The sequence below is a fragment of the Arthrobacter nitrophenolicus genome (assembly GCF_000332815.1).
In the GTDB taxonomy this organism is placed as follows: domain Bacteria; phylum Actinomycetota; class Actinomycetes; order Actinomycetales; family Micrococcaceae; genus Arthrobacter; species Arthrobacter nitrophenolicus.
The window spans coordinates 1-25,654 of sequence record NZ_AOFD01000059.1 but is presented as its reverse complement, the minus strand read 5'-3'; the positions used below and the strand labels follow the sequence as shown (position 1 = coordinate 25,654).

Annotated in this window: 15 protein-coding genes and 3 pseudogenes; 3 read left to right on the top strand and 15 right to left on the bottom strand. The window is 61.5% G+C overall.

Annotated elements, in window-relative coordinates:
* The coding region (locus G205_RS17145; RefSeq protein WP_235047055.1) for an MFS transporter at nt 1–204 on the bottom strand (204 nt) is incomplete at its 3' end.
* A 265-nt stretch (nt 205–469) separates the two neighbouring features.
* Between G205_RS17145 and G205_RS17140 the strand changes: the two are divergent.
* A pseudogene (locus G205_RS17140) lies at nt 470–1,332 on the top strand (ribokinase).
* Nucleotides 1,329–1,870, top strand: a pseudogene (locus tag G205_RS17135) (GNAT family N-acetyltransferase). The pseudogenes G205_RS17140 and G205_RS17135 overlap by 4 nt, the downstream one beginning before the upstream one ends.
* Before the next feature lie 101 nt (nt 1,871–1,971).
* On the opposite strand, the gene G205_RS17130 reads toward G205_RS17135, so the two are convergent.
* Genes G205_RS17130 through G205_RS17115 form a run of 5 tightly spaced genes read right to left on the bottom strand, consistent with a single transcriptional unit; the run spans nt 1,972 to nt 8,672 of the window.
* Nucleotides 1,972–3,096: a Wadjet anti-phage system protein JetD domain-containing protein gene (locus tag G205_RS17130; protein ID WP_009359095.1), complete on the bottom strand. Its 1,125-nt coding sequence runs from the start codon at nt 3,094–3,096 to the stop codon at nt 1,972–1,974.
* A 5-nt stretch (nt 3,097–3,101) separates the two neighbouring features.
* Nucleotides 3,102–3,599 (bottom strand): SbcC/MukB-like Walker B domain-containing protein, encoded by a 498-nt coding sequence (locus tag G205_RS20725; protein WP_052014169.1) that lies wholly within the window; start codon nt 3,597–3,599, stop codon nt 3,102–3,104.
* A complete protein-coding gene (locus G205_RS17125) occupies nt 3,575–6,535 on the bottom strand; it encodes an ATP-binding protein (protein ID WP_052014167.1) in 2,961 nt (986 codons plus the stop codon). Before G205_RS17125 ends, G205_RS20725 begins: the two co-directional genes overlap by 25 nt.
* On the bottom strand, nt 6,532–7,206 hold the full coding sequence (locus G205_RS17120; RefSeq protein ID WP_009359094.1) for a DUF4194 domain-containing protein: 675 nt from the start codon (nt 7,204–7,206) through the stop codon (nt 6,532–6,534). Before G205_RS17120 ends, G205_RS17125 begins: the two co-directional genes overlap by 4 nt.
* On the bottom strand, nt 7,203–8,672 hold the full coding sequence (locus G205_RS17115; RefSeq protein WP_009359093.1) for a DUF3375 domain-containing protein: 1,470 nt from the start codon (nt 8,670–8,672) through the stop codon (nt 7,203–7,205). The genes G205_RS17120 and G205_RS17115 overlap by 4 nt, the downstream gene beginning before the upstream one ends.
* 381 nt (nt 8,673–9,053) lie before the next feature.
* On the opposite strand from G205_RS17115, the gene G205_RS24210 reads away from it, so the two are divergent.
* Nucleotides 9,054–9,143, top strand: coding sequence for a hypothetical protein (locus G205_RS24210; protein WP_476855431.1), 90 nt, complete (start codon nt 9,054–9,056; stop codon nt 9,141–9,143).
* 1,319 nt (nt 9,144–10,462) lie between these two features.
* On the opposite strand, the gene G205_RS17110 is transcribed toward G205_RS24210, so the two are convergent.
* The 9 genes and pseudogenes from G205_RS17110 to G205_RS17080 all read right to left on the bottom strand — a co-directional run.
* Nucleotides 10,463–11,482 (bottom strand): DNA cytosine methyltransferase, encoded by a 1,020-nt coding sequence (locus tag G205_RS17110; RefSeq protein ID WP_235047053.1) that lies wholly within the window; start codon nt 11,480–11,482, stop codon nt 10,463–10,465.
* 366 nt (nt 11,483–11,848) lie between these two features.
* Nucleotides 11,849–12,676 carry a nucleotidyltransferase family protein gene (locus G205_RS21320; RefSeq protein ID WP_160166619.1) on the bottom strand — a complete coding sequence of 276 codons (828 nt, stop codon included), beginning with the start codon at nt 12,674–12,676 and terminating at the stop codon, nt 11,849–11,851.
* Nucleotides 12,677–12,793: 117 nt separating this feature from the next.
* Nucleotides 12,794–13,798: a DUF262 domain-containing protein gene (locus G205_RS21315; RefSeq protein WP_083875095.1), complete on the bottom strand. Its 1,005-nt coding sequence runs from the start codon at nt 13,796–13,798 to the stop codon at nt 12,794–12,796.
* 669 nt (nt 13,799–14,467) lie between these two features.
* Nucleotides 14,468–16,372 carry a DUF1998 domain-containing protein gene (gene drmB, locus G205_RS17105; RefSeq protein ID WP_152419612.1) on the bottom strand — a complete coding sequence of 635 codons (1,905 nt, stop codon included), beginning with the start codon at nt 16,370–16,372 and terminating at the stop codon, nt 14,468–14,470.
* 11 nt (nt 16,373–16,383) lie between these two features.
* Nucleotides 16,384–19,872, bottom strand: coding sequence for a helicase-related protein (locus G205_RS17100; RefSeq protein ID WP_009359089.1), 3,489 nt, complete (start codon nt 19,870–19,872; stop codon nt 16,384–16,386).
* Nucleotides 19,869–21,566, bottom strand: coding sequence for a nuclease-related domain-containing DEAD/DEAH box helicase (locus tag G205_RS17095; protein ID WP_268743684.1), 1,698 nt, complete (start codon nt 21,564–21,566; stop codon nt 19,869–19,871). The genes G205_RS17100 and G205_RS17095 overlap by 4 nt, the downstream gene beginning before the upstream one ends.
* On the bottom strand, nt 21,566–23,083 hold the full coding sequence (locus G205_RS17090; RefSeq protein ID WP_009359087.1) for a hypothetical protein: 1,518 nt from the start codon (nt 23,081–23,083) through the stop codon (nt 21,566–21,568). Before G205_RS17090 ends, G205_RS17095 begins: the two co-directional genes overlap by 1 nt.
* On the bottom strand, nt 23,080–23,985 hold the full coding sequence (locus tag G205_RS22185; RefSeq protein WP_200859187.1) for a hypothetical protein: 906 nt from the start codon (nt 23,983–23,985) through the stop codon (nt 23,080–23,082). Before G205_RS22185 ends, G205_RS17090 begins: the two co-directional genes overlap by 4 nt.
* 516 nt (nt 23,986–24,501) lie before the next feature.
* A pseudogene (locus G205_RS17080) lies at nt 24,502–25,654 on the bottom strand (amino acid permease); the annotation flags it as partial.

Genomic DNA, 25,654 nt, shown 5'->3' with positions numbered 1-25,654 from the left:
CAGCAGCGCGGCGCGGCGGCCCATGAAGTCGCTCCACCGGCCGATCACGGGCCCGGCGGTGGCGCCGGCCAGGAAGAACATGGACTGGACGGAGGCGGCGGCATCTGCACCCTTGCCGAAGCTAGCGGCGATCTGCGGCAGCGCCGGGGTGACCATGCTGGCGTTGAGCTGGAAGGACAGCACGCCCAGCAGCAGCGAGGAGATCAGCAGGGCGGCGCGCCGGCCGGAGAGCCTGGCCGGGTGGTCGGGAAGGACGACGGCGGCAGTTGGGTCCGCGGGCGGTGCGGCTGCCGCGGGCTTGGGGTGTTCACATCAAGCTCCTTTGTTCGAGCAGGTTGGGGGTGGCGACCGTGTCGCGGGGTAAGCGCTCGACTTGTTATACAACCAGGTATGATTTGCGTGTACAACCATGAGCTGCGTTTCTTCTCTAACCGGCCGCTTCGCCGGCACCCCGCGAGAGAGACTCCCCATGAGTAATGCACTTCCTGTCGCCGTGGTCGGCAGCATCAACCTGGACCTGATCGCCACCGCAGAGCGGCTTCCGACCGCGGGCGAAACCATCGGCGGAGCAGTGCTGTCCGAGCAGCCCGGCCGAAGGGCGTCAACCAGGCCGCGGCCGCAGCCCGTCTGGGCGGTTCCGCACGGATGGTGGGCGCGGTGGGTGACGATGCGCAGGGGCGCACGATGCTGGAGGCCCTGGCGGCTGCCGGAGTGGACATCGCCGACGTTGCCGTGCTGCCGGAGCCGACCGGCACCACGCTGATCGTGGTGGACCGCGAGGGCGAGAACCAGATTGTGGTGTGCCCTGGGGCCAACTCGCACCTGTCGCTGGACGGGGTGGAGTTCGGCCCGGAGGAGGCAGTGCTGTGCCAGCTGGAGGTGGGCCTTGACGTAGTGCTGGAGGCTGCGCGGAAGGCGCAGGGGTTCTTTGTGCTGAACGCGGCGCCGGCGATAGACCTGCCGGCGGAACTGCTGGAGCGGTGCGACCTGGTGATCGTCAACGAGAGCGAGTACGCGCTGATCCCCGCACTGGCGGAGGCGAAGCTGGTGGCGGTGACGTAGGGCAAGGACGGCTCGGCGATGTTTGCGCACGGCCGGAAGGTGGCAGAATTGCCGTCCATTGATGTTTCCGTGGCGAACACCGTCGGCGCGGGTGACGCGTTCTGCGCGGCCCTGGTTTTGGCGCTACGGAACGGGCTGGACTACACGCGAGCGCTGGAAGTAGCGAATGCGGTGGGTGCGGATGCCGTGGGCGATCCCTCGTCGCAGCCGGATTTGGCACAGCTGGGCCATTACGTGGAGCGAACCGCTCCCGCTGCGGACGCACTGTGAACGTAGCGCTGCCGGCGACTGTGACGCTGCGGCGGGCCGTGCCGGCGGACTTCCCCGAGGTCCGCCGCATCACGCGCGACGTGTACCTGCAGGCCGGGCATTTCGCGGCCGACCACCCGTACATGAGCGTGCTTGCGGACGTGGAGCACCGGGCCGAGCATGCGGAGGTGTGGGTGGCGGAGGCAGCTGGAAAGGTGGTGGCGGCGGTGACGCTGACGTTCGCCGGACAGCCCTACAGCGAGATCGCGCAGGACGGGGAGCTCGAGTTCCGGATGCTGGCTGTAGACCCCGCGCACCAGGCAGCGGTGTGGGCCGGGCCGTGGTGCGTGAGATCGTGGGCCACGCCCGGCAGCTGCCCGGCATCGTGGCGATCAGCATCACGAGCGCCACGTTCATGGAACGGGCGCACGGCCTGTACCGGTCGCTGGGCTTCCACCGGGCGCCCCAGAGAGACTGGTACGTGCCGGGCGAGGACGTGCTGCTGTGGGTGTTTAGGCTGGGACTGGGATCGTCCGCGGCTGCTTCCACCCTGACTTGAGCCCTTACTCGAGGCACCAGTCTCAGCCCGCTACAACAAATTCAACCCGCCGCACAATGACGGTCGGGCCCCTGGAACCAAAGTAGATCAAGCGCAGCCGGTCAGCGCCGTGTCGAAATAAGCACTGTCATGGCTGTCGTCCAGTCGATCCGTTCCTGTTCCAGCCGCACGTTGCCGCGTGTTGCCAGCTGTTCCACCACGGCAAGCTCCTCCGGCAGAAGGTGCTGCATGGTCCCAACGGCCGGCTTGGGCTCGTGCCCCCACAGGTCTTTGAATTTCTCTAATGTGTCCAGGTCCATCAACGCAGCGCTCAGAGCGATGCCCTGGGCCCGTAACCGGTTCAAAATGCCAAAACCGTGGCTGTCCAGGTCGCCCCAGTACACAACTCCAAGGTCGCGAATCCACGGGATGCGGGCCAACCGGTCCACGGCGTAGCCGGAGCCATGGACCACCACAGCACCCGGTAGAGGTGGCATGGCCAACACGGACTCCAGGTTCTCGAACACGTAGACCACCTCAGGGCTCAGGTCCATGGCGGCTAACTCCGTGACCGGTGCAGCCAGATCCGCCAACCCGCCCGGCGCCAGAGCGGGGTCGAGGAAACGGACGCGGACCAGGTCCGGTTTGTCCGCCAGTCCCAAACCGCTTTCACCGGTTGCTGCTTCATGCAGCCGCGTGACGAGGGGCCTGTACTTCTGGACCCATTTGGTGTCGACTCCGCGGATGGGCAACTGGCGGATGTACAGTCCGGACGCCGGATGGACTCTGAGCCATTCCAGTACCCCAAAGAGCCGAGTGAAGTCTTCGGGAGCCAAGGCGGCGAGTTCCTCGACACTGCGGGCCACCGCGGTCGCAAACCGGTCCGTATGAGGCAGTGGCACCGAGTCGAGCAGTGACGTTGCCCTGGAGAATGCCCGTTGCCAGTGGGTGGTTTTGCCGGCAAATGCCGCGACAGCCACCGGGGTGTCGAGTTGCACACGGTCGGGAATTCTCTGCTGGCCCAGGCTGGCCCAGCGGCGTTCCGTCCACAACACGTCGGCTGTTCCTTCCCATGACTTGGCCCAATCAACGGCAGCGGACACGGAGGCCAATGCCTGTGCTTCGGTGGGCGGATGCAAAGGGATGGCGAAGGGAAGCGACGCGTCGTCGCCGACGGCCCACGAGCCAACGTGGCGGTTGTATTTCTTGAGCGCCAGCGCGGCCGCCCAGGCAGGAGTCACAGGCATAGGGCTCAAAACAGCGCGCCCCTCTCTGCCGGATCTTCAGCGTCCGCGGTTTCCAGTACCCCTGTGCCCGCTGGCTGCTCCCGGCCCGGCACTTCGGCGGGCGGCGGCGCAGAGCCCTGACCGTCGTCGTCGTCCATCGAGAGGGAACCGATGCGGGAGTCCTGGAACTCCCGGCAGGTGACCACGGCCATGCCCCCAATGTAGTCCTCCAGCGTTTGCAGGAGTTTCAGCGGGGTTGCGAGCACCATGTGGAACCCGAACTCGGTGAAGACGTCCATGGCGATGCGCGTGAAGTTGCTGTCCGCCTTATCGAACGCCTCGTCCATGATGACGGTGCCATAGCGCGGCACGTCCTCGCCGTCGCCGGCCAGCTGATAGCGCAGGGCCGCGGCCAGACAAAACGTGACAAGCTTTTGTCGCTGGCCGCCAGAGAGGCCCGCGCTGGAGTCGTACACATTGAGCTGCCTGCCGGCGGCGTCTACTTCCGTGGCGGTGAAGCGCACGTGAAGCCGGGTGTCCAGGCATTGGTTCCGCCAGGAGGTGTCGCCGGGTTCGCTCGAGGCGAGTTTCTCCATGATGCGCCGCATGACTTCGAACTTGGCTTCGGCATCGTCGCGGCTCTGGGCCACCCATGAGCCGCACTGATGTCCTGCAGGTCGCTGAGAAACTTCCTGCCCAGCTCGCCCCGGTTCTCCTTGACAACGATCTTCAGGAACCGCCCGGCGTCGAAGGCAGACCGTTTGAGGGAGCCGTTGATGGGGGCCACCCTGTCGCGCACTTCCAAGGGCGCGCGGCGGATCTCATTGGCCAATGTGGCCACATTTTGCTGCGACTGGCGTTCCATGAGTTCGAAGAACCGGGTCTCAAAGTCCGGCAGGCGGTCCGCGACAAGCTGCTCCAACAGAGCAAGATATCCCCCACCATCCTCCACCTGGTCGGTCAAGTCCCCGGCTTTAGCGGGCCAAAGACGCCGGAACTCTCCCGCCAGCGATGCGAAGGCTGTTCGGGCGGCTGCGGCCTGGGACGTGGCCTGCTTTTCCTCCGCGCCCAACCCAGTGGCCACCGTCAGTGCGACTTCGTCGATCACGTCGTGGACAATGCTGCGGCGCTGCCTCAGAAACCGTTCCCGCAGACTGGCTGCAAGCTCCTCAGGCACGTCAGCAGACGCGGCAACGCGCGGGCCAAGCTCCAACACGATACGGTCCAGTCCCACCAGTTGGGTCTTGACCTCGGCCATCGACTCCATGGCTGCCTGCTGGGCCTTCTGCGCGGCCGCCCACCGCGTCTTGGCCTCCTTCGCGGCGGCTTCGGCTGCGCGAAGGTCGCCGCTCGCGGCGAGGATCTCTGCCAGCCGTTCTTTGTGGCTCTCCACCCGGGCGCGAGCCCGGCCAGCATCCAGTTGGTCCCAGCCGTGGGTTTCAGTCAATGCCAACGCCTCAGCGCGTAGGCGCTCGGCCTCGCGCCGATTCTCAGCGGCGTCGACCCTGTCGGCGAGTTGGTCAGCCGTGGCTCGGGCGGCCTGGACGAGTGAACTCAGGAGCTCCAGTTTGTCGGCGTTGTCGAACCCGAGCACCCACGTTGAGCGGTCATCCACTCGTGAGCGATCGTCTTTTTCATGTCGGGTGCGTGAGCGTTTGACCTGCCCGGCACGGGTGACGGCTTTCTCCGAACCGCCGAGTTCCGCGGGCGAATCGACGCATTCGTAGTCATAGTTGCCGGACAGGACCGCGTGCAGCCACCCGGCCATGGGACCATCGGCAACCTGGACCCGCGAGAGCAGAGACCGCTCGGTCCGCGCGGCCCGCGGCGGTTCTGATCGTCCGGGAACGGACTCGAAGACCAACCGGGCGCCCAGAAATAGCCCGTCGACGGCGTCGCGCACGCGGTCAATGTGCTTCTCCGGGACGAGCATGACGGTGGCCAGCGGGCGCAGCACCCGCTCGATGGCTCCGGTCCAGTCCGCGAATTCCTTCCGGACCTCCAACAGCTCACCGGCGAACGGAAACGCCGATGCCGGCAGGCCCGCCGCTTCGGCTACGACGGACCTTGCCGTGACCAGCGTGTCGCCGAGATTGGACCGTCGGCCGCGCAGGGATTTGAGCTCCGTTTCGAGGTCGCGGACTTTCGCTTTGGCCGCACCGCGGGCCTCGTGGAGCTCATTGATGGTCTGTCTGCTGGCCGCCCGGGCGGCATCCAGGCCGCTGCGTTCGGTGCGGGCCGCGGCCCGAAGTTCCTCATACTCTTCGAAGCTGGCAGGGAAGCTAATGCCCACCGCCTCCAATTTCGAGGCCAGCTCGACGCGCCGCCCCAGGACATCGCGTTCGCGTTCCTGTGCCAGGTCCACCTGTGTCTGTTGGTCGCGCAGGGCCTGCCCGCCATGGCCGTCCACTTGCCGGCGGGCGGCCGAGTGAGCCTCTTCCATTTCCGCCGTGGTGGCGGCCGCCAAATCGAAGTCGTGTTGGGCGGTCAGCGCGGCAGCCTGGGCGGCCGCTTTGGCGTCCTTGGCCAGCTTGAGCTTCCATTCATCCCTAAAGCTGGTCAACGCCGCGGAAAGTACGGCGGCGTCGGTGGCGCGGGCGCTGTTCAGCCCGAACGCGCGGGCCGGTTCCTCCATCCCCCGCAGATGATCCACCTGCTCGCGCGCTTCCACCACCAGCCGGTGGGCCTCGGACAATTCGCCGAACTGCGCCACTGCGGTAGTGGCGATGTCGAACGTCTTTGGCCTGTCCAGCATGAATTCGCGGAATAGGTCATCAAGGCTGCCCAGCGACTTGGCCGATTGCGTCCTGTGCAGCAGAAGCACGGCATTTTCGCCGGAGATGCCCATCAGGCGGCAGAAGCGGCTGGCAAAGGCCGAATGCTTGTCGGTGACGTACGCGGCCGGCCAGGTGCTCTTGATGCGCCGGGTCTCGATGCCGTTGCGAAGGTAGTCGACAAAACCGGTGAGAGTCGCATCCTCCTGCAGGAGAATGCTCAATTCGCTGACGTCAGCAGGCGTGTTGGAGCCTCGGCGCAGGTGGTACAGCTTGAGCAACAGCACCGGCTTAGCCCCTGTGTTGTCGTTGTAGCGCAGCAGGATGCCGCTAAACGTGGCGCCGGTGCGCAGATATTCCGCACGCACCTCGCCCGTTTCGTCATCTGCGCTACGCCGCCACGCGCCGCGGATGTAGCTTACAAGCGTCCGGTCTTCTCCCCGGGCGGAGGTGTCCTGGGCGGCCGCGTTGAAGTGCAGCTTTCCGCGGGGCGTCAGCACGGCTGAGATGGCGTCGACCAGCGACGACTTTCCCGAGCCGGAGTGACCCGTCAGTAGGAAGCCCTTCCGTGCGATGTCTAGGCCGTGATGTCCTTGGAACGTCCCCCAGTTGAGCAACTCCACCCGTTCCAGCCGCCACTGCCCGGTCCGGATGCCTGGCGCCGTGGCCGCCATCGTCATGCTCATTCTGACTCCTCATCGGTGTCGGGCAGTTCTGCGGAGCCGGGCTCCACCTCCGCAGCCAGCCGCCTGTACTCCGCCTGCACGGCTGCGATCTCCTCCGCACCAAAGACGAGCCTTAGGACGGGCGAGACCTCGAAACGGCCCTCCGTGCTGGTTGCGGCCAACAGCCCGTATTTGACCATTTTCTGCCAGGACGAGTTGATTCGTTTGGAGAATCCCGCGATGTCGGCGTTGTCTTTCCCTCGGTAAACCTGTAGCTGATCGGCCACCTCGTCCGCCCCGACGATGGTTTTCCGACCGCCGCTTTCCTGCAGTAGCGTCTGCCGCAGGTGGAGCAGCAGCGCCGTGTCCAGGAACGTCAGCGTGGCGGTGCGCATGACCTTTGGCGCGTCAACGTCCGCGTAGGTGTTGCGGACGAAGGCGACCTGGGCGGCGTGATCGGTGACAAGGTCCAAGAACAGGTCGGCCAAGCTGGAACGGACGGCGTCCTCGTCGGATAAGAGCGCCGTCCAGAGGTTCCCGTGCCGGGATGCGGAGAGATAGGGGCCCCGCAGAAGCTGTACGAGGACGCGGCGGGAGGGCTCGCGCAGGGTGCCGTTGTCGCCATCCCACAGCACGACGTCGGACACCAACTCCTCGCCTCCGGCCGGTCCGGTTACACCTGATTCGCTCACGGGTGGATCCTTTCAGTGAAGAGGTAGCGGCCAACGGTGCCGCGGCGCGTGGTGCCGGCGTCGTTGGTGGAGTCCGGAGGCTGCCAGGTGACGTCTTCACGGCCGCTCAGCGCGGTGGCGTGCTCTTCGGCGAGCACTAGGAGTCCGACGACGCTTGCCACACCTTGGGTGGCCGGACGATCAGCCAAAACGTCGGCAATGGTGGCGGAGCTTTGCCGACTCAGCACGGCATTTATATTCCCGGTCAATTCGATCATGTCGATCTCGGAGGCGCGGGCCAAAGCCCGGAGTTCCTCAATGTCCACTGTCTCGGCGTCATGCTCGGTGATCTCGCCAGCGGCTTCGAAGTCGGCCGGATTGTGCAGGTTTAAAGCGGCCACTGAATTGAGCGGAACACTGGTCAGGTCCAGCGACAATTCCGTCTTGGCATAGGGCTTCACCGATTGCGAGGTCTCTAAAGCTTGCCGCAATGCAGAACGCAGCCGCTGGTTGATCAGCCGGTCCTGTTCGAGTTCCTGGGACTGGACAAAGCGGCGCAGGCTTCGGCTGAACGCAGTCATGACGGCATGGATCTCGGAGCTACGGTCCTGGAGCGTGGGCAGAATCCGGCGCAGGATCCTCACTTGCGCCGCGGAGAGCCGGGACGTGAATTCCCTGTCCATGATGGTGTCGATGCTGTCCTCGAAATCACGTCCTTGTTCCGGGTCAAGCAGTAGAGCATAGAAGCCGGAAAAGCTCCGTCCAGCCTCGGACTCGGCCAGGAGATCAACACCGCGGAAGATGTCATCCAGGACGCTGCCGCGCGGGCCATCCTGTTCGATCAGCCGTTCCCGCAGGTCCCGGTTGAGTTGCTCAAGCTCGCACCGGACCCGGGCAAAATCACTGGGTATTTCTTCAATGAGCGACAGTACGTCGCGCAGCCGTTCAGCGGCCTGCTCTGCGGACAGCACGTCGACGTCCCCGCCGGCGGCACGCTCGATCTGGGCATCGATGCGGGCGCGTTCATCATGCAGTGCGCGCAGCCGTGACGTACTGTCCGGGTCTGTTTCGCGGGCCAGTACGCGCACCCTGTCCAGGATGGTGGCAAGACGCGATTCGGTCACGGCCTGTCGTGGCTCAGACAACTCGGTGACAAAGCGAATGGCCTGCAGGGAACCGAGCGACAACTCGAAGGTCTCCTCGCGGGATCCCTCTGCGGTGCGGCGGATCAGGATGCCATCATTACGCCATGCCGTGCAGTATGCCTGAGCCGTCTGCGGCAGGTCGAAGCCATTGCCGCGCAGCTCCTCCAGGTCCTCCTCCACCTGCTCAAAGAGCGCCGGCGCCGCCAACCGCCGTTGCTCGCCGCCCAGATGCTTGCTCAGCATAGCCACGGCGATGGCTGCGTTGTTCGCACGGAGCAGACGCCACGCAGGGTCCTCGCTCAAAAGGCGGGAGGCCGTGAGGGCGGCGCGGAGAACAGTCATGCGTCTCACACTAGCCAATGGCGCTGACAATGATTCCTTGCCCTATAAGGCCCCGAAGTCATCATGGGTAAGCGGCATCGCCGCCTGGGTTGCTGACGCGGGCGGCGATGCCGAACCCGAAGGTAGGCGTGTGTGCGGTATCGAGCAAACGCGGCTGAAACGGCCGTGGGCATGGATGACATCTGCATATTCATGCATCACCTCGCTCATAAGCAGGCCACTCCCGGCTCCTGGGGAGGGCCCCCGCGGCACACCAAACTGCGTTGTGAGTGTCGGCGCAGCCTACGAAAAACGCGGTCGCGGTCTCCTCGGATCTCCACCTCGTCGGCTTCGACGAGCTCATGACCAAAAACCCTCGACAGCGCGACTGTCAACCGGCTCCTGCACCACGCCCACGTCTGCCAAACAAGCGGCGATTCCATCCGCCTCTCCCAGGCCCTGGCAGGAAGGGGCATCATGCCACTGAACTAAACCCCAAACCGGTGGCCAGCACGTCCACCTCGAATGCGGGCAAACCAGCTGGCCACCAGCGGGAATTTCCGCGGCTCGTTGGATGTCCCGTTCCCTTTCGACGGCCCTCGACGGCAGAGAAGAAACGCTACGGGGTACTCCCGATCGTTAAGGAGTCTGCCCCAGGCCGCTTGCTCCAGCCAGACCTTAAGTCATGAGCGACTTGCACCAACCTGCCGTGTCAGCGCACGGCGTCAGCATGCAGCAGTGACTGGCGAATTGAGGAATTGAAGCCAGACTGCTTCAGCCTCGGCTCAATTGAGATTGCCCGTCCGGCCTAAAGCAATTGCCCATGGAAGGAAAAATTACGGTATGACTAGCGATTCTTCAGGCAGTCAGATCATCACCCGCTGTAGAACTACGGCCGGTCACCCTAGTCCCGAGGAAGGTGTCCAGTCGTCCAATAACTTTTCGACGTTCGGCAGGACTAAGTTGACGTATTCGGTCGTACACAATATCAATGGATAGACGAGATCGCTGACCCGAGACAATCCATTCACGCAAAACCAGCTTGTCGCCTCTACTCAAGACACGCACTGCCGAAATAACCTCGTCGAACCGTTCCGGATCAGGCATTAGGTCGCGGACGGGCTCGTTACACCTGGAACATTCGGTACGCAGGTTGTCAACGGAGGCTTCCCCAAGGCGCTCTCCCGGGATTCGGTGACCTATGGTCATTCTAGCAATGACCTCTGGTTCGTCAGGATAAGACTCACGAGCACCGACACCGCAGACCACACAGCGATTACCATCCCTATCGAGAACGATCCGTCGAGTCTTCGACGACACCCCGCTTCGGCGATCTCGCTCACCCAACCAGATCTTCAGCCCCTTACTCGAGAGCCTATACTCTTGCGGCGCAAGCGTTCCATCATCCTTATAGGAGTAGATAATCCAGCCATCTTTTCGGAGTTGGCGAAGTCTCCGATTAAGCTGCTCAGCATTTTCGAAGGCTGTCTCAAGCGCCTCTCGCAGATCTTTCATGGTAAAAGTGGAACCAACCTCCACCGCATACCACAGAAATGCTGCAATTCGCTTCTCCTGACCAAACTTGCGGCGAGAATTAGGCGTGAGTTCGAGTCGCCACCAGGGCGCCCCATTACTTGCGTAAGCATCTGATGGAAATTCCTGCTTCAAACTACCGCCCCGTTCCGAGTGAAATCACCTCAGATTATCGTACGCACATGTGGTGCCGATGGAGGTCGCAGGATCTAATGACCAGCGTTTTGAATACTAGCCGCGAATCCCGAAACTGCGGAAAGCCAAGGGGAAGGGCCCTGCTAGCTAACAGCGCGCAAGTGACGCTCCACCGACAACTCAAACTGATTGTTGGCAGGAGCCTTGACACCCAAAGCAGTAGCAATCGAAGTACCGATCGCAGCAGCGACGGGCGGGGGAAAGGCATTCCCAATCTGTCGATAAACGGAGGTCTTCTTACCAGCGAACTCCCAATCTAGCGGGAAACCTTGTACACGGGCCACCATTTCGTTGGTCAAGCGGGGAACGTGGTTCAGCGGAGTTTCGATACCGGGAGCTTCATTCGCAATACCCTTGCCGTCAACGCCGAGTTGAAGCCAAGCTACTTTGGCCCTCGTCGGCCCAAGATCAGCCCCGCCATGCTTCTTGGACCCTCCTACAACAGTGGGAGCAATGCCATTGGCTTTCTTCGCCCACGCTGCGGCACCGGCCCACCCGCCGCTCTTCATTAGCGGCAACAATACTTCGCCAACCGTCGGGGGGGTGCCGTGGGCAACAGGCCAATTAAAGTTCTTATGATATCGCTTCTTGACGGCCACGAGAATAAAACGCGGTCGGAGCTGGGGGACTCCAAATTCGCTCGAGTAGAACAACTGCCAGTCAGCCTCGTAGCCAAGCCCTTCGAGCGCATTAAGTATCGATTGGCGGTAGGTCGAAAATCGCGCCGATGCTAGACCTTTGACGTTCTCCAGCATTACGGCAGAAGGCTTCGCCTCTTGAACGAGGCGAATTGCTTCCGGGAAGAGATCACGCTCGTCGTCGGCCCCGAGCTGCTTTCCAGCAATACTGAAAGGCGGGCACGGCACTCCGCCGGCAAGCAAGTCGATTCCCGTGTAGTCCTTGCCGTCGATGTCCCTGACGTCGCCATGGTGGACGTCCCATGAAGGTCGATTCAGACGCAGAGTTGCGGCTGCGTCCCTATCGATCTCAACCGCCAGTGAGTGCCCGAAACCAGCCTGCTCCAAGCCAACTGACTGACCTCCTGCTCCGGCACAGATTTCGAGCACAGTGAGTTTGGGAGTCGTAGTCATGTCGTTCATCATCTCATTCCGATAGGCCGGTCTTTGCCGCTTGGGCTTTGTGTTTCCGATGTTGCCGTACCCCACTGACTTTCTGCCGAGAGGAACCACGAGGTAACGCGTTTGATCGGCGGAGGAGCGAAAACATTCTTACAGGCTTGGCTCTGGCGCACTGCTGCGCCACCTCATGGTTATGACCAGCAGCAGCGCCATGTAAAAAACGGACTGCGACCGCCTGCGGGAAGCTGTTCGGTATGAGGAGCACACGCGAACGCATGAGGTGTCCTACGTCTCCTGGAACGGCTGGGGTCCGAGGGCCGGCGCCGGCCGCGTTCCTCGTCTTATGTTCGTCTCGGAGGTGGGACAGGCCTATGTTGAACGCAGAAATCCCTACAGATTTCGAGGCAGCATCTCGAGGTCCGGAAACCTGCGCAACAGCTCCGGCGTGACTAGTACTTTTATTCCGGCAGACTGCAGGCGGTCCGCTAGCGCATTCCCGAGGAGACTATGAAGACAGACGAGGATGACTTGGCTTGGCGTAACTGAACGGTCGGATATGAGTTCACGGTATGCATCCTTCTCAAGCTCTTCTAGGACGTCAGTCGGCATCAATGCACAAGCGTCAACCCATTTCATAGTGGTCACACAGAACCTATGAACATCGATTGGGCGGTCTGCCGGTCGCCACAAGGCCAGCCAGTATTCTGGATCATTTCTGTATTCGTCCGGAAATGGAGCCGGTCGCTGTAATGCTCCCGCCCTGGGCAGGTCGGAAAGTACGGCATCTAGTAGCTCAAGGGCAGCTTTAGCTTGACCAGAAGCTCGTTGCACCGCCCATTGATGGGACGCTGAGTTTGGGCTCTTATAAATCTGATCATGCGTTGCCCTCCACCAGGCAAATTGAAGCCCGGTCTTCACTTGAATTTCGAACTTCATGTTCAAGACAGACGGGTGCACGCCACGAGGGCTGACACGGTCTCCTAGCCAGGCAACTAAATGAACATCGTCGTAAAGGAAGCTGTCGGCCGAAGTTGTCCGGGCGGGCCTGGTTTCAGTTTCAAAAGCTTCTCGAAGAAGCACAAGAGCTGCATCGATTTCACCTTGGGTCGGCACGACGACTGTCGTGGCGTAGAGATCGTGCAATGAGTCTAGCGGAGGGCTTCCCGCTTCCAGCTTAGAAAGACAGCTTTCTAGGGATTTGATCCTTTCGTCGAACAACCAATGCTCCTCCCGACAGAGCCTGGACATTCGTGGTGAAACGGTACTCTGTAGAGTTTCAGCAACAAGGCGCGCGGAATCATAGGATTCCTCGACGCTGTATGGAACCTGCACTGATTAAGACTCCGATGTAAACACACGCGCGAGGACTTCAGCGCGGGTCCGCCGAGAGGATTCTTTGTTGGTTCCCTGCCGGGCAGCGTCACTATATGCTCGCTCATCCGACGTTGACGGAGACAGAAGGCGGTCCGCAAATGCGAGCAATCTCTGCGTTGTTTGACCTGGATCCGGAAGACTGTTGGCACCCAGGGAGTGCGCCGCGGCCCAAATGCTGTAAAAGTCACCAAGATTATTCCATCTAGTCGAGCGCCATGGAATTGCCAGGTCGCCAACCCAATCAAGAATCCTGAAGTATTCCGCATCGGTCGCGTCTTGATTGGGTATTTCCTCATCATATTCGGCATAATAATCGTCCAGTAGATTATCGCTACCATCGACGATTCCATGCATGCTAAGGAGATAGATCTCGGAAACAAACTCAACGTCCTGCATTCGGGAGATGCGCGCGCGTGTGGCAATTCCTAAGTCGGTCCAAATAGGGTGCTCAGCATAAGATGTCATTTTCGAGATAAATTCACCAGAAAATTGGGCCTTGCGCAGTTCCTGCCGGTTTAGCTTTGCAGTATTCTTGTTCAGTCGCTCAAAAGCAGACTTAATCTCACCCTCGGACGAACGAGAGATGTTTTCAACACTCAGAACATAATCCACAAGAGCATCTTGCAACTCCGAGCTCAAATCGGAAAAGTAGGCTTGATTGTAACCCTCATCCGAAAAAAGATTTCCCAGGTGGAATCCATCCTTTGTGAAGGAGATTAGAGTTTCAAGTCTTTGTTTTCCGTCGATGACGTGGTAAATAGTGGGGGAACCCAAACGCGTCTCAGTTTCGAGATAGATGGCGGGTGATGGAAAGTTGCGAAGAACCGTATCGATGTAGAAGCGACGGTAGGAATCATTCCAAACTGAACGACGCTGATATGACGGGTCTAGGTCTAACTGACCTGAACCGTCCATTTCAAGGAACCATTGTACGGTTTGAGTGTTGGGTCGCCGCTGCACATTCATCCATTCATGAGTCGTTTTCCGGAAGTGTCACTACAAAGAGTCCCCGGAGGTCCCTTAATAGAAGCCTACCCAATCCGTCGGCCTTTTTAGATGTCGCCGTCAGCCCAAACCGGCGCTCTGACAGCCCCTATTCCAAACCGCTGGTTGCTGTAGAGGTCTAGCCCTGGTGCAGTGCTCGCGGCGGCGCCCCAGTCCTCGGTACCCTCTCTGGGGAGGAAATAGAGCGTAGGAAAACGGCGCGAAGCTATCGCCGCCGGTCAAGGACGCCCCTCGGCAAGCGCCTTATGCGCGGCCGCGTGCCCAACTCTCTTTCACGTCAGCAATAAGGGCTTGGATTCTAGGAACTAAGTACAAGGCGAGGCCGCCACTCCGCTCAGGATGCCCAGCTATCGGGGCCTCACCCAGATACGGAATGCCGCTCTGGGTCGCAAGCTTCAGGGGGATGCACAGTAACAGCGACAACAGGCGCTCTTAATATTGCCTAGTACTCCCTGTATTCAGGCAAAGGCGAAGCACTTGAGAGGTTCGCTTTGAGAACGGTGAATAGATGTCGGATGTCGAGGTTGACGTCTTGCCGGGTTGTGTAGCAAGTGCGTAAGTCCGGCCGGACCGAAGACATTGGTGACCGGTTCCGCCCTGGGCCGGGTACCAAGGGCGGACGACTGGGTGTTAGAGCTGGGTGAGATCAGAGAAGTAACCCATGGCTGGGTCTGCAAACGTGCCGACGACCAGGCCACGGTCCAGGAAGCGATTGAACTCCTCACAGCTCGTTTCGGGAAGAAGGGCACATCCGTGGCAGGCGGCGAGGTTGCAGGAGTCCGGTCCTTGCCCTTTCTCGCCGGCGTCCATACAGACCGGATCGGTGGAGCACCAGTGGGCATCGCTAATCGCTGATGCGAAGACAGACCGCAGTCTGTCTGGCCGCGCCATCCGCACGAGGCCCCCCATGGTGCCTTCAGAGTCTCCCGCTGCCGTGTAGATCAGCAGTCCGGCCATTTCGCGGCCCGGCGCCGAGGAAACGTAAAGCCGCTCACGAAGGGAAGCCGAGCTGTAGCCGCACGCGAAGACCAGCTGATTAATGAGCAGGTGCCCGAGCGTGTGCAGGAGCACGAATCGCGGGCTGAGTTCCCGGGGTTGGAGTCCTCGCTTGGACGCGACAGCAGCGTGATGGTCGGTGATCTTTTGGGCTCTGGCCTGCACTTCGGCCCGTGCCTCCCAGGCAGCCAGCCGGGAAAGGTCGAGTTCAATGTAGATGCCTTCACCTTTGACCACATAGGCAGGCAACCAGTCCTGTCCGGGGAGCAATGGTTCCCTGCGAAGCAGTGACTTGCCTGCGCTCAGCTTGAGCGCGGCGTCATCGCGGACGCGGGTAAAGCCGCGCAACGCTCGGGTCTCCCGCAGGACATCGACAGAACGCACGCGATCGATGTGTGATTGGAGGTCCAAATGCACCTGCGGATCAGTGGCCGTGAGGTAATCGTCCTTCGGCGTCTCCCTGATGTGCTGGAACTCTGGGTGACGCCACTCGTCGTGGCCTGTCAGGACCTCGGCGCCATTGTCTTCCCCCTTCTCGGGCTGCTCTGCGTCGATGCCTAGAAGATCCCTGTACCCCGCCATTAGCTCCTCGTCCGAGATCGGGCCGAACAACTCCGGCGGCACATTATTGAGGAGGGTACTACGGAGCATACTCACCTCGAGACCGGCGCCGAAGATGCTGTGGAGGGTACGCATAGCGGTGCTCACCGCTGGGTGGCCCATCAGATCATGCATCTCGGCGCTCACGGCGCCTTCCTGGAGCGGAAGGTAGATCGATGACTCGACCTTTGGGAAGTACACGTTGCCGGCGGCACGGAGTGCGCCGCGCATGGGCTGGTCGCATGGCCCTTCTAGCTGCGCGAGCCAAGGGCGGGCGCCCGTACATAGGTAGGGATCTTCCGGCTTTGAGAGGTGGTCGCTTAGCGTGGTGTGCTCCTCGCCCTGGGCAAAGCGACCTTCTGTGATGCCTCGCAGCGAGCGTTCCTTCTCGCACCGTTCACAGATGACGACCTGTCCTTCCAGGCCGCCGCCGCCCCGCGACTTCAATCGAAGGCTGCCGTTACAGGCGGGGCTGTGCGAGCGGTGGACCCATTTGTCGAAAGGGAAGTCGTCGAGGTGTCCTCGCGAGCATACGGCGACAAAGGGCACTTGTGACATGCGCGGCTTGTACTTCTTCGCAGCGTGTTCCTTGTCCCGGCACGTCACCGGTTGCCGCATCGTCAGCGTGCTCAGTTCGAGCCGTTTGCAGTACATGCAGAAGCACCAGCGCGGGAAGCGCAGTACAGGCACCGTGAGCTTGACGTTGCGTTTATCATTACCTTGTCCTTGAGGCCGGTAGTCAGGTGGCAGGCGGAACTCGGAGACTCCTAGGCGGGCTTCCAGCCGCCAGTCGTGTACTTGGTATTCCTCAAGCGCAATCATGGATGGGTCGCCAACATCGAACCAGTGGTCGAGCCCAGCCGTGACGACTGAGGTTCCGTTGACCAGGACGCTCATTGCGCCTACGCCGAAAGGGGTGACGAGCTGGGCTCGTCGCATTGCACCTGTACTCATAGACCGTCCTCCTTGGTTGCGGCGTCCTCCCGGGCATATGCCAGAGAGACCGTAAGACGGCACTCGGCATCGACATTGCGCATGCTGGTCGGCACATCCCAGATCATTGCTCTGCTGTCCAAATCCGGCAGGGTGCCAGCGAACCGCATTAGGCCTTGCTTCGGGTCCCCCCACTGCGGGTTGGCATCCCAATCAGTGCGTTCCCACGCAGCCCATTGCTTGGCGCGGTTATCGGCCATCAGCTCCAGGATTGCCAGCTCGTCGGGGTCGACGATTGCAGCACGCTCTCGAAGCAGGTCGATCGCGTGCTCATACTCCTTCTGGGGGAATGGGTGGGGCATAATTCCCGGCGCGGCCTGGCGCACATGTGCGACAGCGGCGGCATGCAGAGCGCGACGCAGGACCGGAGTGGCGAAGGGCGTGACAGAGGTCGGCTCAACCTGTGCGTAGAGCTGTTGGTGGTAAGTCCGGAACCGCTCGTAGTGACTGCGGTCCCGCGGCTTGGCGGCACCATAGATCGTCACCACCAAGCCCGGGCTGACGTCTGCCCGACGACCGACACGACCGCTGACCTGGATGTACTGTGCAGTCGTCTTCGGCTGGCCGACAATGGTCATCAACCCGAGGCGCTCGATGTCGACCCCAACCTCGATGATGTTCGAGGCCAGGCAGATGTCCACACAACCCTCCTCGCCGTAGCCTGTCTGAAGCTGCTCGATTGCTTTGGGGATCTCGTCCGATCGGCGACGTGATGTCAGTTCCATGGTGCGACGTGGCCAGCGCGGATTGATGCCATCCCGACGAATCAGTCCGGTCAAATAGTCTGGGATGTCGGATTCAAGGAGCGACACGGTGTTGCCAAGTTCACGCAGACTGTTGAGGAAGTTCAGATTGGTCCAATAGCCGTCCCGGTCGCCTTCAGAGATCTTGGCTGCGCCTTGAAGCGTGGCTGCTGCCACACGGACCTGCACTGTCTGGGTTGAGCCGAGGGATGCGCTCATGATGCCCAGATAGCGGCGTCCTGGTTCGGGTGAACCATCAGACAGGGTCGCTGGTTCGGCGAAAAACGAATGTCCCTCCTCAAGGCCGTGGGGCGGGAAGAGCGCGACCGTCTCTCGGCCAAAGAGGCCTCTGATCTGATCTTCGTATCGCCGGACCGTGGCAGTGGAGGCAATTATCTTCGGTGGAACAGGCTCAGCTCCCCGACGGTCGGTGCAGAGGTCATTGATGATCGGCTCGTAGAGGCCAACCATCGATCCCAGCGGGCCGGAGATCAAGTGCAGCTCGTCTTGGATGATGAGGCCCGGCGGCGAAACGTCCCGGCCGCCGTCGGTGTTCAACCCGAAGATGCGGTGGGCCATCGGCTGCCATGCCGTCATGGCGAACTTGTCGACGGTCCCGATCACGATGGACGGCCGCACATCGTAGATGTCCTGGTCCACGACGTGGATAGGTAGCCCGGAACGTCGCGAGTAGCGGCATTGGGTATCAACGCAACGGAAAATAACCTTCGTCCCAAGTTGTTCGTATCCGATGACGTGCTGACCGCCCTTGCCCTTGGGCTTTGTGCCCATCTGAGTACCGCACCAAGGGCACCGTAGCAGCAGGAAGAGGTTTTGCTCCTGGGGGTTCCGTCGGAGCTTGCCGAGGACCTCGACTGCCGTCTTCCAGCTGTTCGGCGTCGATGTGCGGCCCAGCCAGATCCCGATGCCAAACGGGGACGTTCCGAGCGCGTCCTCGTTGCGGGCGCGGATCTCCTCGAGTACGCACACAAGGGAGGCTGCGCGGAGGAACTGTTGCGCTGTGAGCAGCCTCAGCGTGTAGCGCATCAGGGTGTCGGTGCCCGCGTCATCGGGGTCTCTCAGTCGCCTGGCAAGGAGGCTGATCGAGGAGGCGCCGAGGTAGGCCTCCGTTTTGCCGCCGCCGGTAGGAAAATAAATCAGGTCGACAAGCGATCGCATGGGCCGTGTGGGGTCCACGAGCTCGGGCAGACTGGCCAGGATGAAGGCTATTTGGAAAGGGCGCCACGTACCCTTTCCATTTGGTATCGACGGCTCCGGATGTGGACCTACGGGCCGCAGTATGTCGTCTTTTCCGGGTTTGACCTCGCGCAGGGGGAAATTTGATCTGATCTGCTGGTACAGCATGGCCTCGTTGGCCCACCGGAATGCCCGGCTCGCCGTGTCATCGGACTGGACGAGCCGCCAGCCGGCCTGCATTCGCAGCAGGGCTTCGCCGGCTAGTTCCATGTGCCGGGCGGCGGCCGCCTGAAACTTGGACGTCAAGTCAGGGATGAGCTTCTTCTGCTTCGTAATCCACTCTTCGTAAAGCCGAAGGATCATGTCCACCTGGTCTCGGCCTTCTGGGGTTCCATCTGCGAGGGCAGCCATGCTGGCGGTGACAGCTCTGCGATTCCCTTTGGCGTCGAGGATGTGGTTGCCAGCCTCATCAGTCAGGTACACGTTGGGTGTGAGGGTGAGGACCTCATGAGCTGGCATCCCCACGGCCTGTACCCAAGGGGCGTTCGGCAAGGTCTGCCCTTGGCTCTCACCCCATTCTGCCGCGCAACCGTGGCCTATCGCGTACGTGCGCTTGTTGCGATAGAGCAATTCGATTGATTGCTCTTCTTCGCCGTGATCTGGCTCCTCCACTTCCGGGTATGGCTCAATGGACAGCGTTCCTGTTGCAGTGACGATGAAGCCCATCTGGAACAGGGCGCTGCTTGGGCCGGTGCCGAGGACCTGGTTCGCGACAGCGACCGTCACGAGCCGAAGTTCCGGATCGGTGGATCCCGGAACTGACCGACTGAACACCTGGGTCGTCGGCATGATGGTAGGTAGCTCAGCGAGCGGCTTCATGCGTAGGATCTTGAGCCGGTTGGTCTCGTTGAGCAGGACGGCGCCCGGCACAGTGCCGCTCAGCTCGAATGGTGCGCGGAGCCACCAGTCGACCTGCTTCATCCCTGGAATGTGGGCACTGATCCGTTTGTAGTGCGCTCCCGTCACCGACACGCTGAGAGAACCTCCAGTGGGAACGCGGCACTGGAACGAGATGGCCATCGCAGATGGCTTAAACGTGTTGGCATCGCTAAGGTCGAAGTCGTCGGAATCGGCTTCGTCGAAACGCAGCGAGCCGCTGATCTCGATTGGCTCCCCGGACGGGTTGTCCTCGCTCTGAGCGATGCCCGTGAAGCCTGTGAGGTCTACGTCTTCACTCCCCTCCGCGTCTATCTCAGTCCCACCGACTGCTGCACCGCTGTGGAGCACGCCCACGCCGTAACGTCGAAGCGGGTCGCTGGTGTTGAGGATTTCCTGGAGCGAACTTGCGTCATGGAACTGCCCGCGGGCGGCCTCGGCGGAAGCGAAATGGATCGAGCCACTGGAACAGTCAATTGGCTTGCCCTGCGGTTCATCGCCGTGAAGTGGGCCAAAGAGCTCCCTCCGGAGCTGGGCCTCGATGGTGCCACGTGCTTGCAGCCCGGTCATGGTTTACCTCCGAATACCGCCCGGAGCGTCCCGGACTCGATGAGTACGAACAAGCGGTCGGTCGCTCTGGTGAGGCCGACATAGAGCAAGGCTTCATAATTGGGGACATTTCGGTCCATGTCGGTAATTATGACTGCGGGCGCCTCCAGGCCTTTGAACGCGTGGATGGTGCCAAACGTCAGCTGGCCCTTGCGCCTGGGACCGCCGTCGGCTGGATGCAGCACTTGGCGCAGCCAAGTGTCCGACGTGGTCGCGGCAGTTGACCTGCTCGCGAGCGGGCTGAGGATGACGATCTCGTTGAGCTCGAACCCCTCGTCCCTGAGGCTTCGGATCGCCTCAAGCAGTTGGATAGATTGATCCTGGCCTGACGCGTAAGGCAGGACTCTGGGGTCAACACCATCATCGAGGCGTCTGAACTGTTCTGACTTGTAGCCAGGCTCCAGCTTGCTGAGCAGATTCGCCTGAAAACCGATGCGCGGCAGGTTTCGGCAGTTAACGAAGAGTCTGTGGGACATCATGTGGGGAGCACGTGCGCGGAGCCTCTCCTTGCCTTGCTCGTTCTCATAGATAGCCTGACGTTCGAAGTCGCCGAAGAACAGGACGCGGCCGTCCTTCAGGCCTCCGACGACCATCAAGTCGAGGACGTCCAGATATGGATCGATAGCGATGTCCTGTATCTCGTCGACCACGAGGAAGTCGTAGGTGAGTCTTTCGTCTTCGACGAGAGCTTCCAGAGCCCGTTCAGGCAGTTCTTGTTCCCAGAACGACCGGTCGGCTCCGTCGGGAGCTTTCCGGAGTCCCGCAAGACGAAGGAGCTCCTGATGGAAGGTCCCGACCGTCAGATGGTTGACATCGGACATATCTGCCGAGAGACGCTTTCCCAAGAATTTGTTGAAACAGAGGAGACGTCCGCTTTTGCCCATGGCGGCTTCGCGTCGGGCCGCCTCCATGGCAAGGAATGTCTTGCCAGTTCCTGCTGGTCCTGAGAAGAGCACAGACCTGTTCTCGGCAACGGCATCCAGTGCCCGGTATTGCTCTTCGATAAAGGCGACGAGCTCGGACCTCCTTGCTCTACGCCGATCGCCGGATACGCTTCCCAGGTCGAATCGCGGGCGAAGCGTGGAGGCGATGCGCTTTGTTTCCTCCGCGTCCGGTCCGATCCCACCGAATGAGAAGAATCTGATTTTTTCGTCTAGGTGCTTGGTGCCCGCCTCCAAGGTTCGAATGACCGCTGCGGGAGCGCATTTGAGATCCTCGGAGTCGAGAATCTGCCAGCTGTGCCATTCGGGGTCTTCAGGCAGCATCGCGCGTGCACGTACGCCCGTGAACCAGACGGCATACAGCATGGGGACGGATCGTAAGTTTACGTGCTTCCTTTCGAGGAACTCCCGCAGGCTGTGCATGGACTCTCGTGCCTGCTGGAAAGGGCCGCGCGATGTCGGAGCATCGTTGCCAAGCTTCCATCGGCCATCGGCCTGGCGCTGGATGGTTTGGTGCGACTTGACCTCAACGACAAGGATGCCCTTATTTGGCACTAGGATCACGAAATCGGCTTCGCCTTCGACCTGTCGCACATGCTCTGCAATCCCGAGAGAGTGCAGCACGACCCAATCCACGGTGTCATTGCTGGAACTCAGCACGGCGTAAAGCGCCTTCTCTCCCGGGGGAGCGTCGTTAGGGCAGTAAGGAGGCATCATTCGAGCCACTTTCCGCTCCAATCGTCAAAGGGCACTCTCGCTTCGTTGCGGGGAATGATTTCGGTCTGGGGAGAAATGGCGATAACACGAGCAGCTAAAATTCCTCGGAATCCAGCCGATTCGACGTCCAGGCTGAGATGTCCGTCGCGTTCAAGAACAGAGAGGTCCGCTGCGGAGACGGCGGCCTCCAGCTGCTCCCGAATCTGGGCGATGGTCCTGTAGATCTCACGGCGTAGCAAAGTCGCATTACCAAACGACGGTTGAACAGGGAGATCCAGCCACTGAAGCAGCTTCTCGAAGTCCTGGTCGCTCTGTGGGCGCACGAGGTGTGGTTCCCTCCAAGCGGGAGCCCTCTCTACGGTCCTTACGCCCGCACTCCGGAGCTCGTGTTCCACCCTTGAGCGCCCCAACTGACTTAGACGCCTCTGCAAGCGCTCCTTCCAAGCCTCTTGGGTTGCAGCGACTTCCAGACAATGGTCGCCTAGCCGACTAAGGGCTGCATCGTACAGAACCTCATGTTCGGTTTCGCCCTCTCGCAGGAGCAGGTAAGTCCCGACCCGCACGGACTCCACGTCGATGTAAACAACGCGTTCGCCGATCGGCTGCTCAGGATCTATGGCGCGTATGCGTTCCCCATTATCGAGCCATAGCCCCCGGTTACCGCTGAGGAGAAGTTTTCGAGCTTCGACTTCATCGCTCAAGGGTTCCCGATCGGGAGACCGAGGACTGCCCCAGACGGGCTGCGGAAGGAACTCCTCCTCGAAGTCCTCCTTGCCCTCCCCTTGCAATGCTGGTTCCGCTAAATCACCTTCCAAAAAGAGCCGTGCCCTCACACGTATTGCCCCCTCGGCATAGGGCGTGAGGACTGAGCATGGAATCTGCCGGTCGCGGAACCAAGCAGGCATCAGGAAGGTCACATCGTCCGTCACCGGCGCATTGACGAGCGAGGGGCCGAAGTAACGCGGTGGGCCAACTGCATAGGACTGTTCAACGCCGGGCTTCACGTGCCGGAGGGCGCTGACCGTCAGCACGTTGATTCCTAGGGGCCGGAGCCATTCGCCCATTGCCGCTCTGGCGGAGGCATTTGCGGCGACTACGACACAGTCGGTGGCTCCAACCTCCTGCACCGAGCGCAGCAGGACGTCACCGAGAACAGGATCTTGCGCGCTGACCCCTGCGGCGGCCGCGGCGAGCTCGTCAAGCAGCGCGTCCTCCACCACCGCCCCACGTAGGAGGTGTGTCTGGCGGAAGACCTCAGAAGCTCCGTCCCGAAGCGCAGGATTGAAGTCCAGGGGCTGAGGTTGGGTCATGAGCCGCCATCGGAGTGACTTCACAGACCCAAGCAGGTCATCCCAAAGCTCCGGGCCATCCTCGCCCACCCTGAACATAAGCCAACGGCAGGCCGCGTTCAGGCGTGCGCCGACAGGGTCTCCCACTGCCAAGATTTCCACGCCATTGCGGATGAGGGACGATGAGGCGGCGTAGCGGCGGTTCAGGGCTTCAATACGACTCATAGCGGCACCGTGAATGCAAGGGCTTCTACTCCGGCGGGTGCAAGCCAGTTGAGGTCTTGGGGCAGCGAGACGGATTCACCGCGGCTGTTTCGCATCTGCACCAGGATCTCGGCTGCCGTCTCGTCTGCGACGGACCGGTCAATGACACAGAAGACTGCCGATGACTCGATGCATTGTATGTACTTGATGGCGGCGGATCCGTCGAGGATGACGGCGCGCAGGTCCTCGGGAAGTGGTAGGTGCTCGGCCAGGTGGGAAGATGTGTAAATCCTCGTGGACCAGGTTCCAAGCTCTCCTATATCGGGCAGGAGTAGGTCGTGAATGGGCGCTGAGTCCCGGTCGCCTTCGTGGCCAAGAAGTGCGTCAAAATCGTCCTTCAGCCAGGCGGTGGTGCCAACGATGGCTAGATCGGCTGCCGGGGCAGCGAGCCGAGCGTCCCAATTTTGGTCAAGTCTTGCCCATCGGCCGACACTCCCAGGCTGAGGACGCGGAGCCCTCAACGGCGTTTCAACTTCGGGCAATACGGCAAGCGCCGTGAAACGGTCCACGGGCCAGGTCGATCCGTCTATTTGAACGCGAGGAGGACTGGCCGACTCGTTCAAGGCCCAGAAGTGGCCGTTGATGATTTGGTGGCCGTTGATGGCGCGAACAGGAGTTCCCGGCACGAGCGTGCGTAGCGTCTCAACAGGATCAGGTAGCACCGGACCCGTGGATGACATGACCCATCCGCAACCAATCAAAGCTGCAGCAAATTCTCTGCTCGGAACGGACGCAGCAACCACCAGTTGCCTTTGGGGATGGTCCCGGACGAACCGCTCTGCTCGAGAACCCAGGACGATAAGACGGCCGATCCATTCAGCCGCTAAACACTCTTCGCCGATGCCCTCGGCGAGCGTCAACACCAGAACAGGTGCGCAGACACACCCATCGTCATCCCCCTCTTGGACATCGGTTAAGGACGAGTCTAACCACTTCGCGCTCAAAGACTCACACGTCCCTGGGCAAGTCTAGGTGGTAAGGCTGTGGCTGAGGGGTGGCGCTGAAGCCGCCCGGAGTCTGTCTGTAGGCGGTGCTGGAGCACGGAATGTCGCTCTTCGGGAGCCAGGCGATGTCAGCACTGACCGTTTGCGGTGGGTTCATTCGGAGTCATTCAAGCTCCGGCACCTTCCGAAGTTCAGCCTGGCAGGCTGACGCTCTTTGCCCTTCGTAACTCTTGACCTAACGACTCCAGATCTATTGAGTCCCTCGCTCGGCAGAAGCAGGGCAGACTGCCCTTGCGCCTCGCCGGTATCACCGCTGCTTCGCCAAGGGGAGGAGTCTCGCGCATTGATCAGCTGCTACTTGTTGCCTAGGACGCGCCCAGCCTAACCGTACGCGTCCTTCGTGCACGTAACAACAAGAGGTTTCAACGGGTTGGTTCAGTCGACAAGCACCCGGGGCTTGCTCTCGTCAGCTGCTTTACCAGCGGCCGACACTCTTCCCGATCGGTGGTTCACCCAGCACCTCACCGCAAGAACCGCCACAAGCCCGAACGTGCTCAACAGCTGGGGTCGCGAATCCTCGCCGATGAAGCCCACCGTGAAGATCGCCGCAAGAATCAGCAGGCCAAGGGAAGTGAGCCACGGGAAGCCGGGCATTCGCAGGGGAAGCTCCGTTCCGTCACCGTCGGCGCGGAGACGCAGCGCGAGCTGGGCCAGGAGCGCGGAAGTCCACACCAGCAGGCACGTGGAACCCACGATGTTGAGCAGGACGCCAAGCACCATCTCGGGGAACGCCAGCTCCAGCACCACCGTGACAACGCCGAAGGCAACGCTGGCCACAACCGCGGCCACCGGAACCCGGGCCTTCGAAACGGAAGCGAGCCAACGTGGCGCTTCCCCGCGCTCGGCCAGGGAGAACGCCATCCGGGACGCGCCGTACAGGTTGGCGTTCAGCGCGGACAGCAGCGCAGCAACGGCTACCAGCGTGATTGCAGTCGCCGCGCCGGGCATACCAGCGGCGTCCAGCACCGCGGCGAACGGGCTCTTCAGCCCCGCCGAACCCACCGGAACCACAGCAGCAATCACGAAGATGGCGCCGATGTAGAACACCAGGATGCGCCACAGCACCGTCCGGACTGCCTTCTTCACGCTGCGGGCGGGCTCAGCTGTCTCGGCAGCAGCCACGGACACGATCTCGGTGCCGCCGAACGCGAACGCCACCACGAACAGCGCCGTCGCTATCCCGGCGAAGCCGCTCGGTGCGAAGCCTTCGCCCATGAAGTTGGACAGGCCCGGCGACTGCACGCCCGGCACCAAGCCGAAGAGCAGGGCGAAGCCACCAGCAGGAACCCGACGATCGCAACGACCTTGAGCAGCGCGAACCAGAACTCGAACTCGCCGAAGTTCTTGACGCTGGTCAGGTTCACGGCGGTGAGCACCACGATGAACACAAAGGCCATCAGCCACACCGGCAGGGCCGGGAAGATGGTGGCCAGCAGGCCCGCCGCGCCGAGCGCCTCGGCTGCGATGACCACCACCAGCTGCAGCCACCACAGCCACCCCACGGTGGCGCCGGCCACGGGTCCGTAGG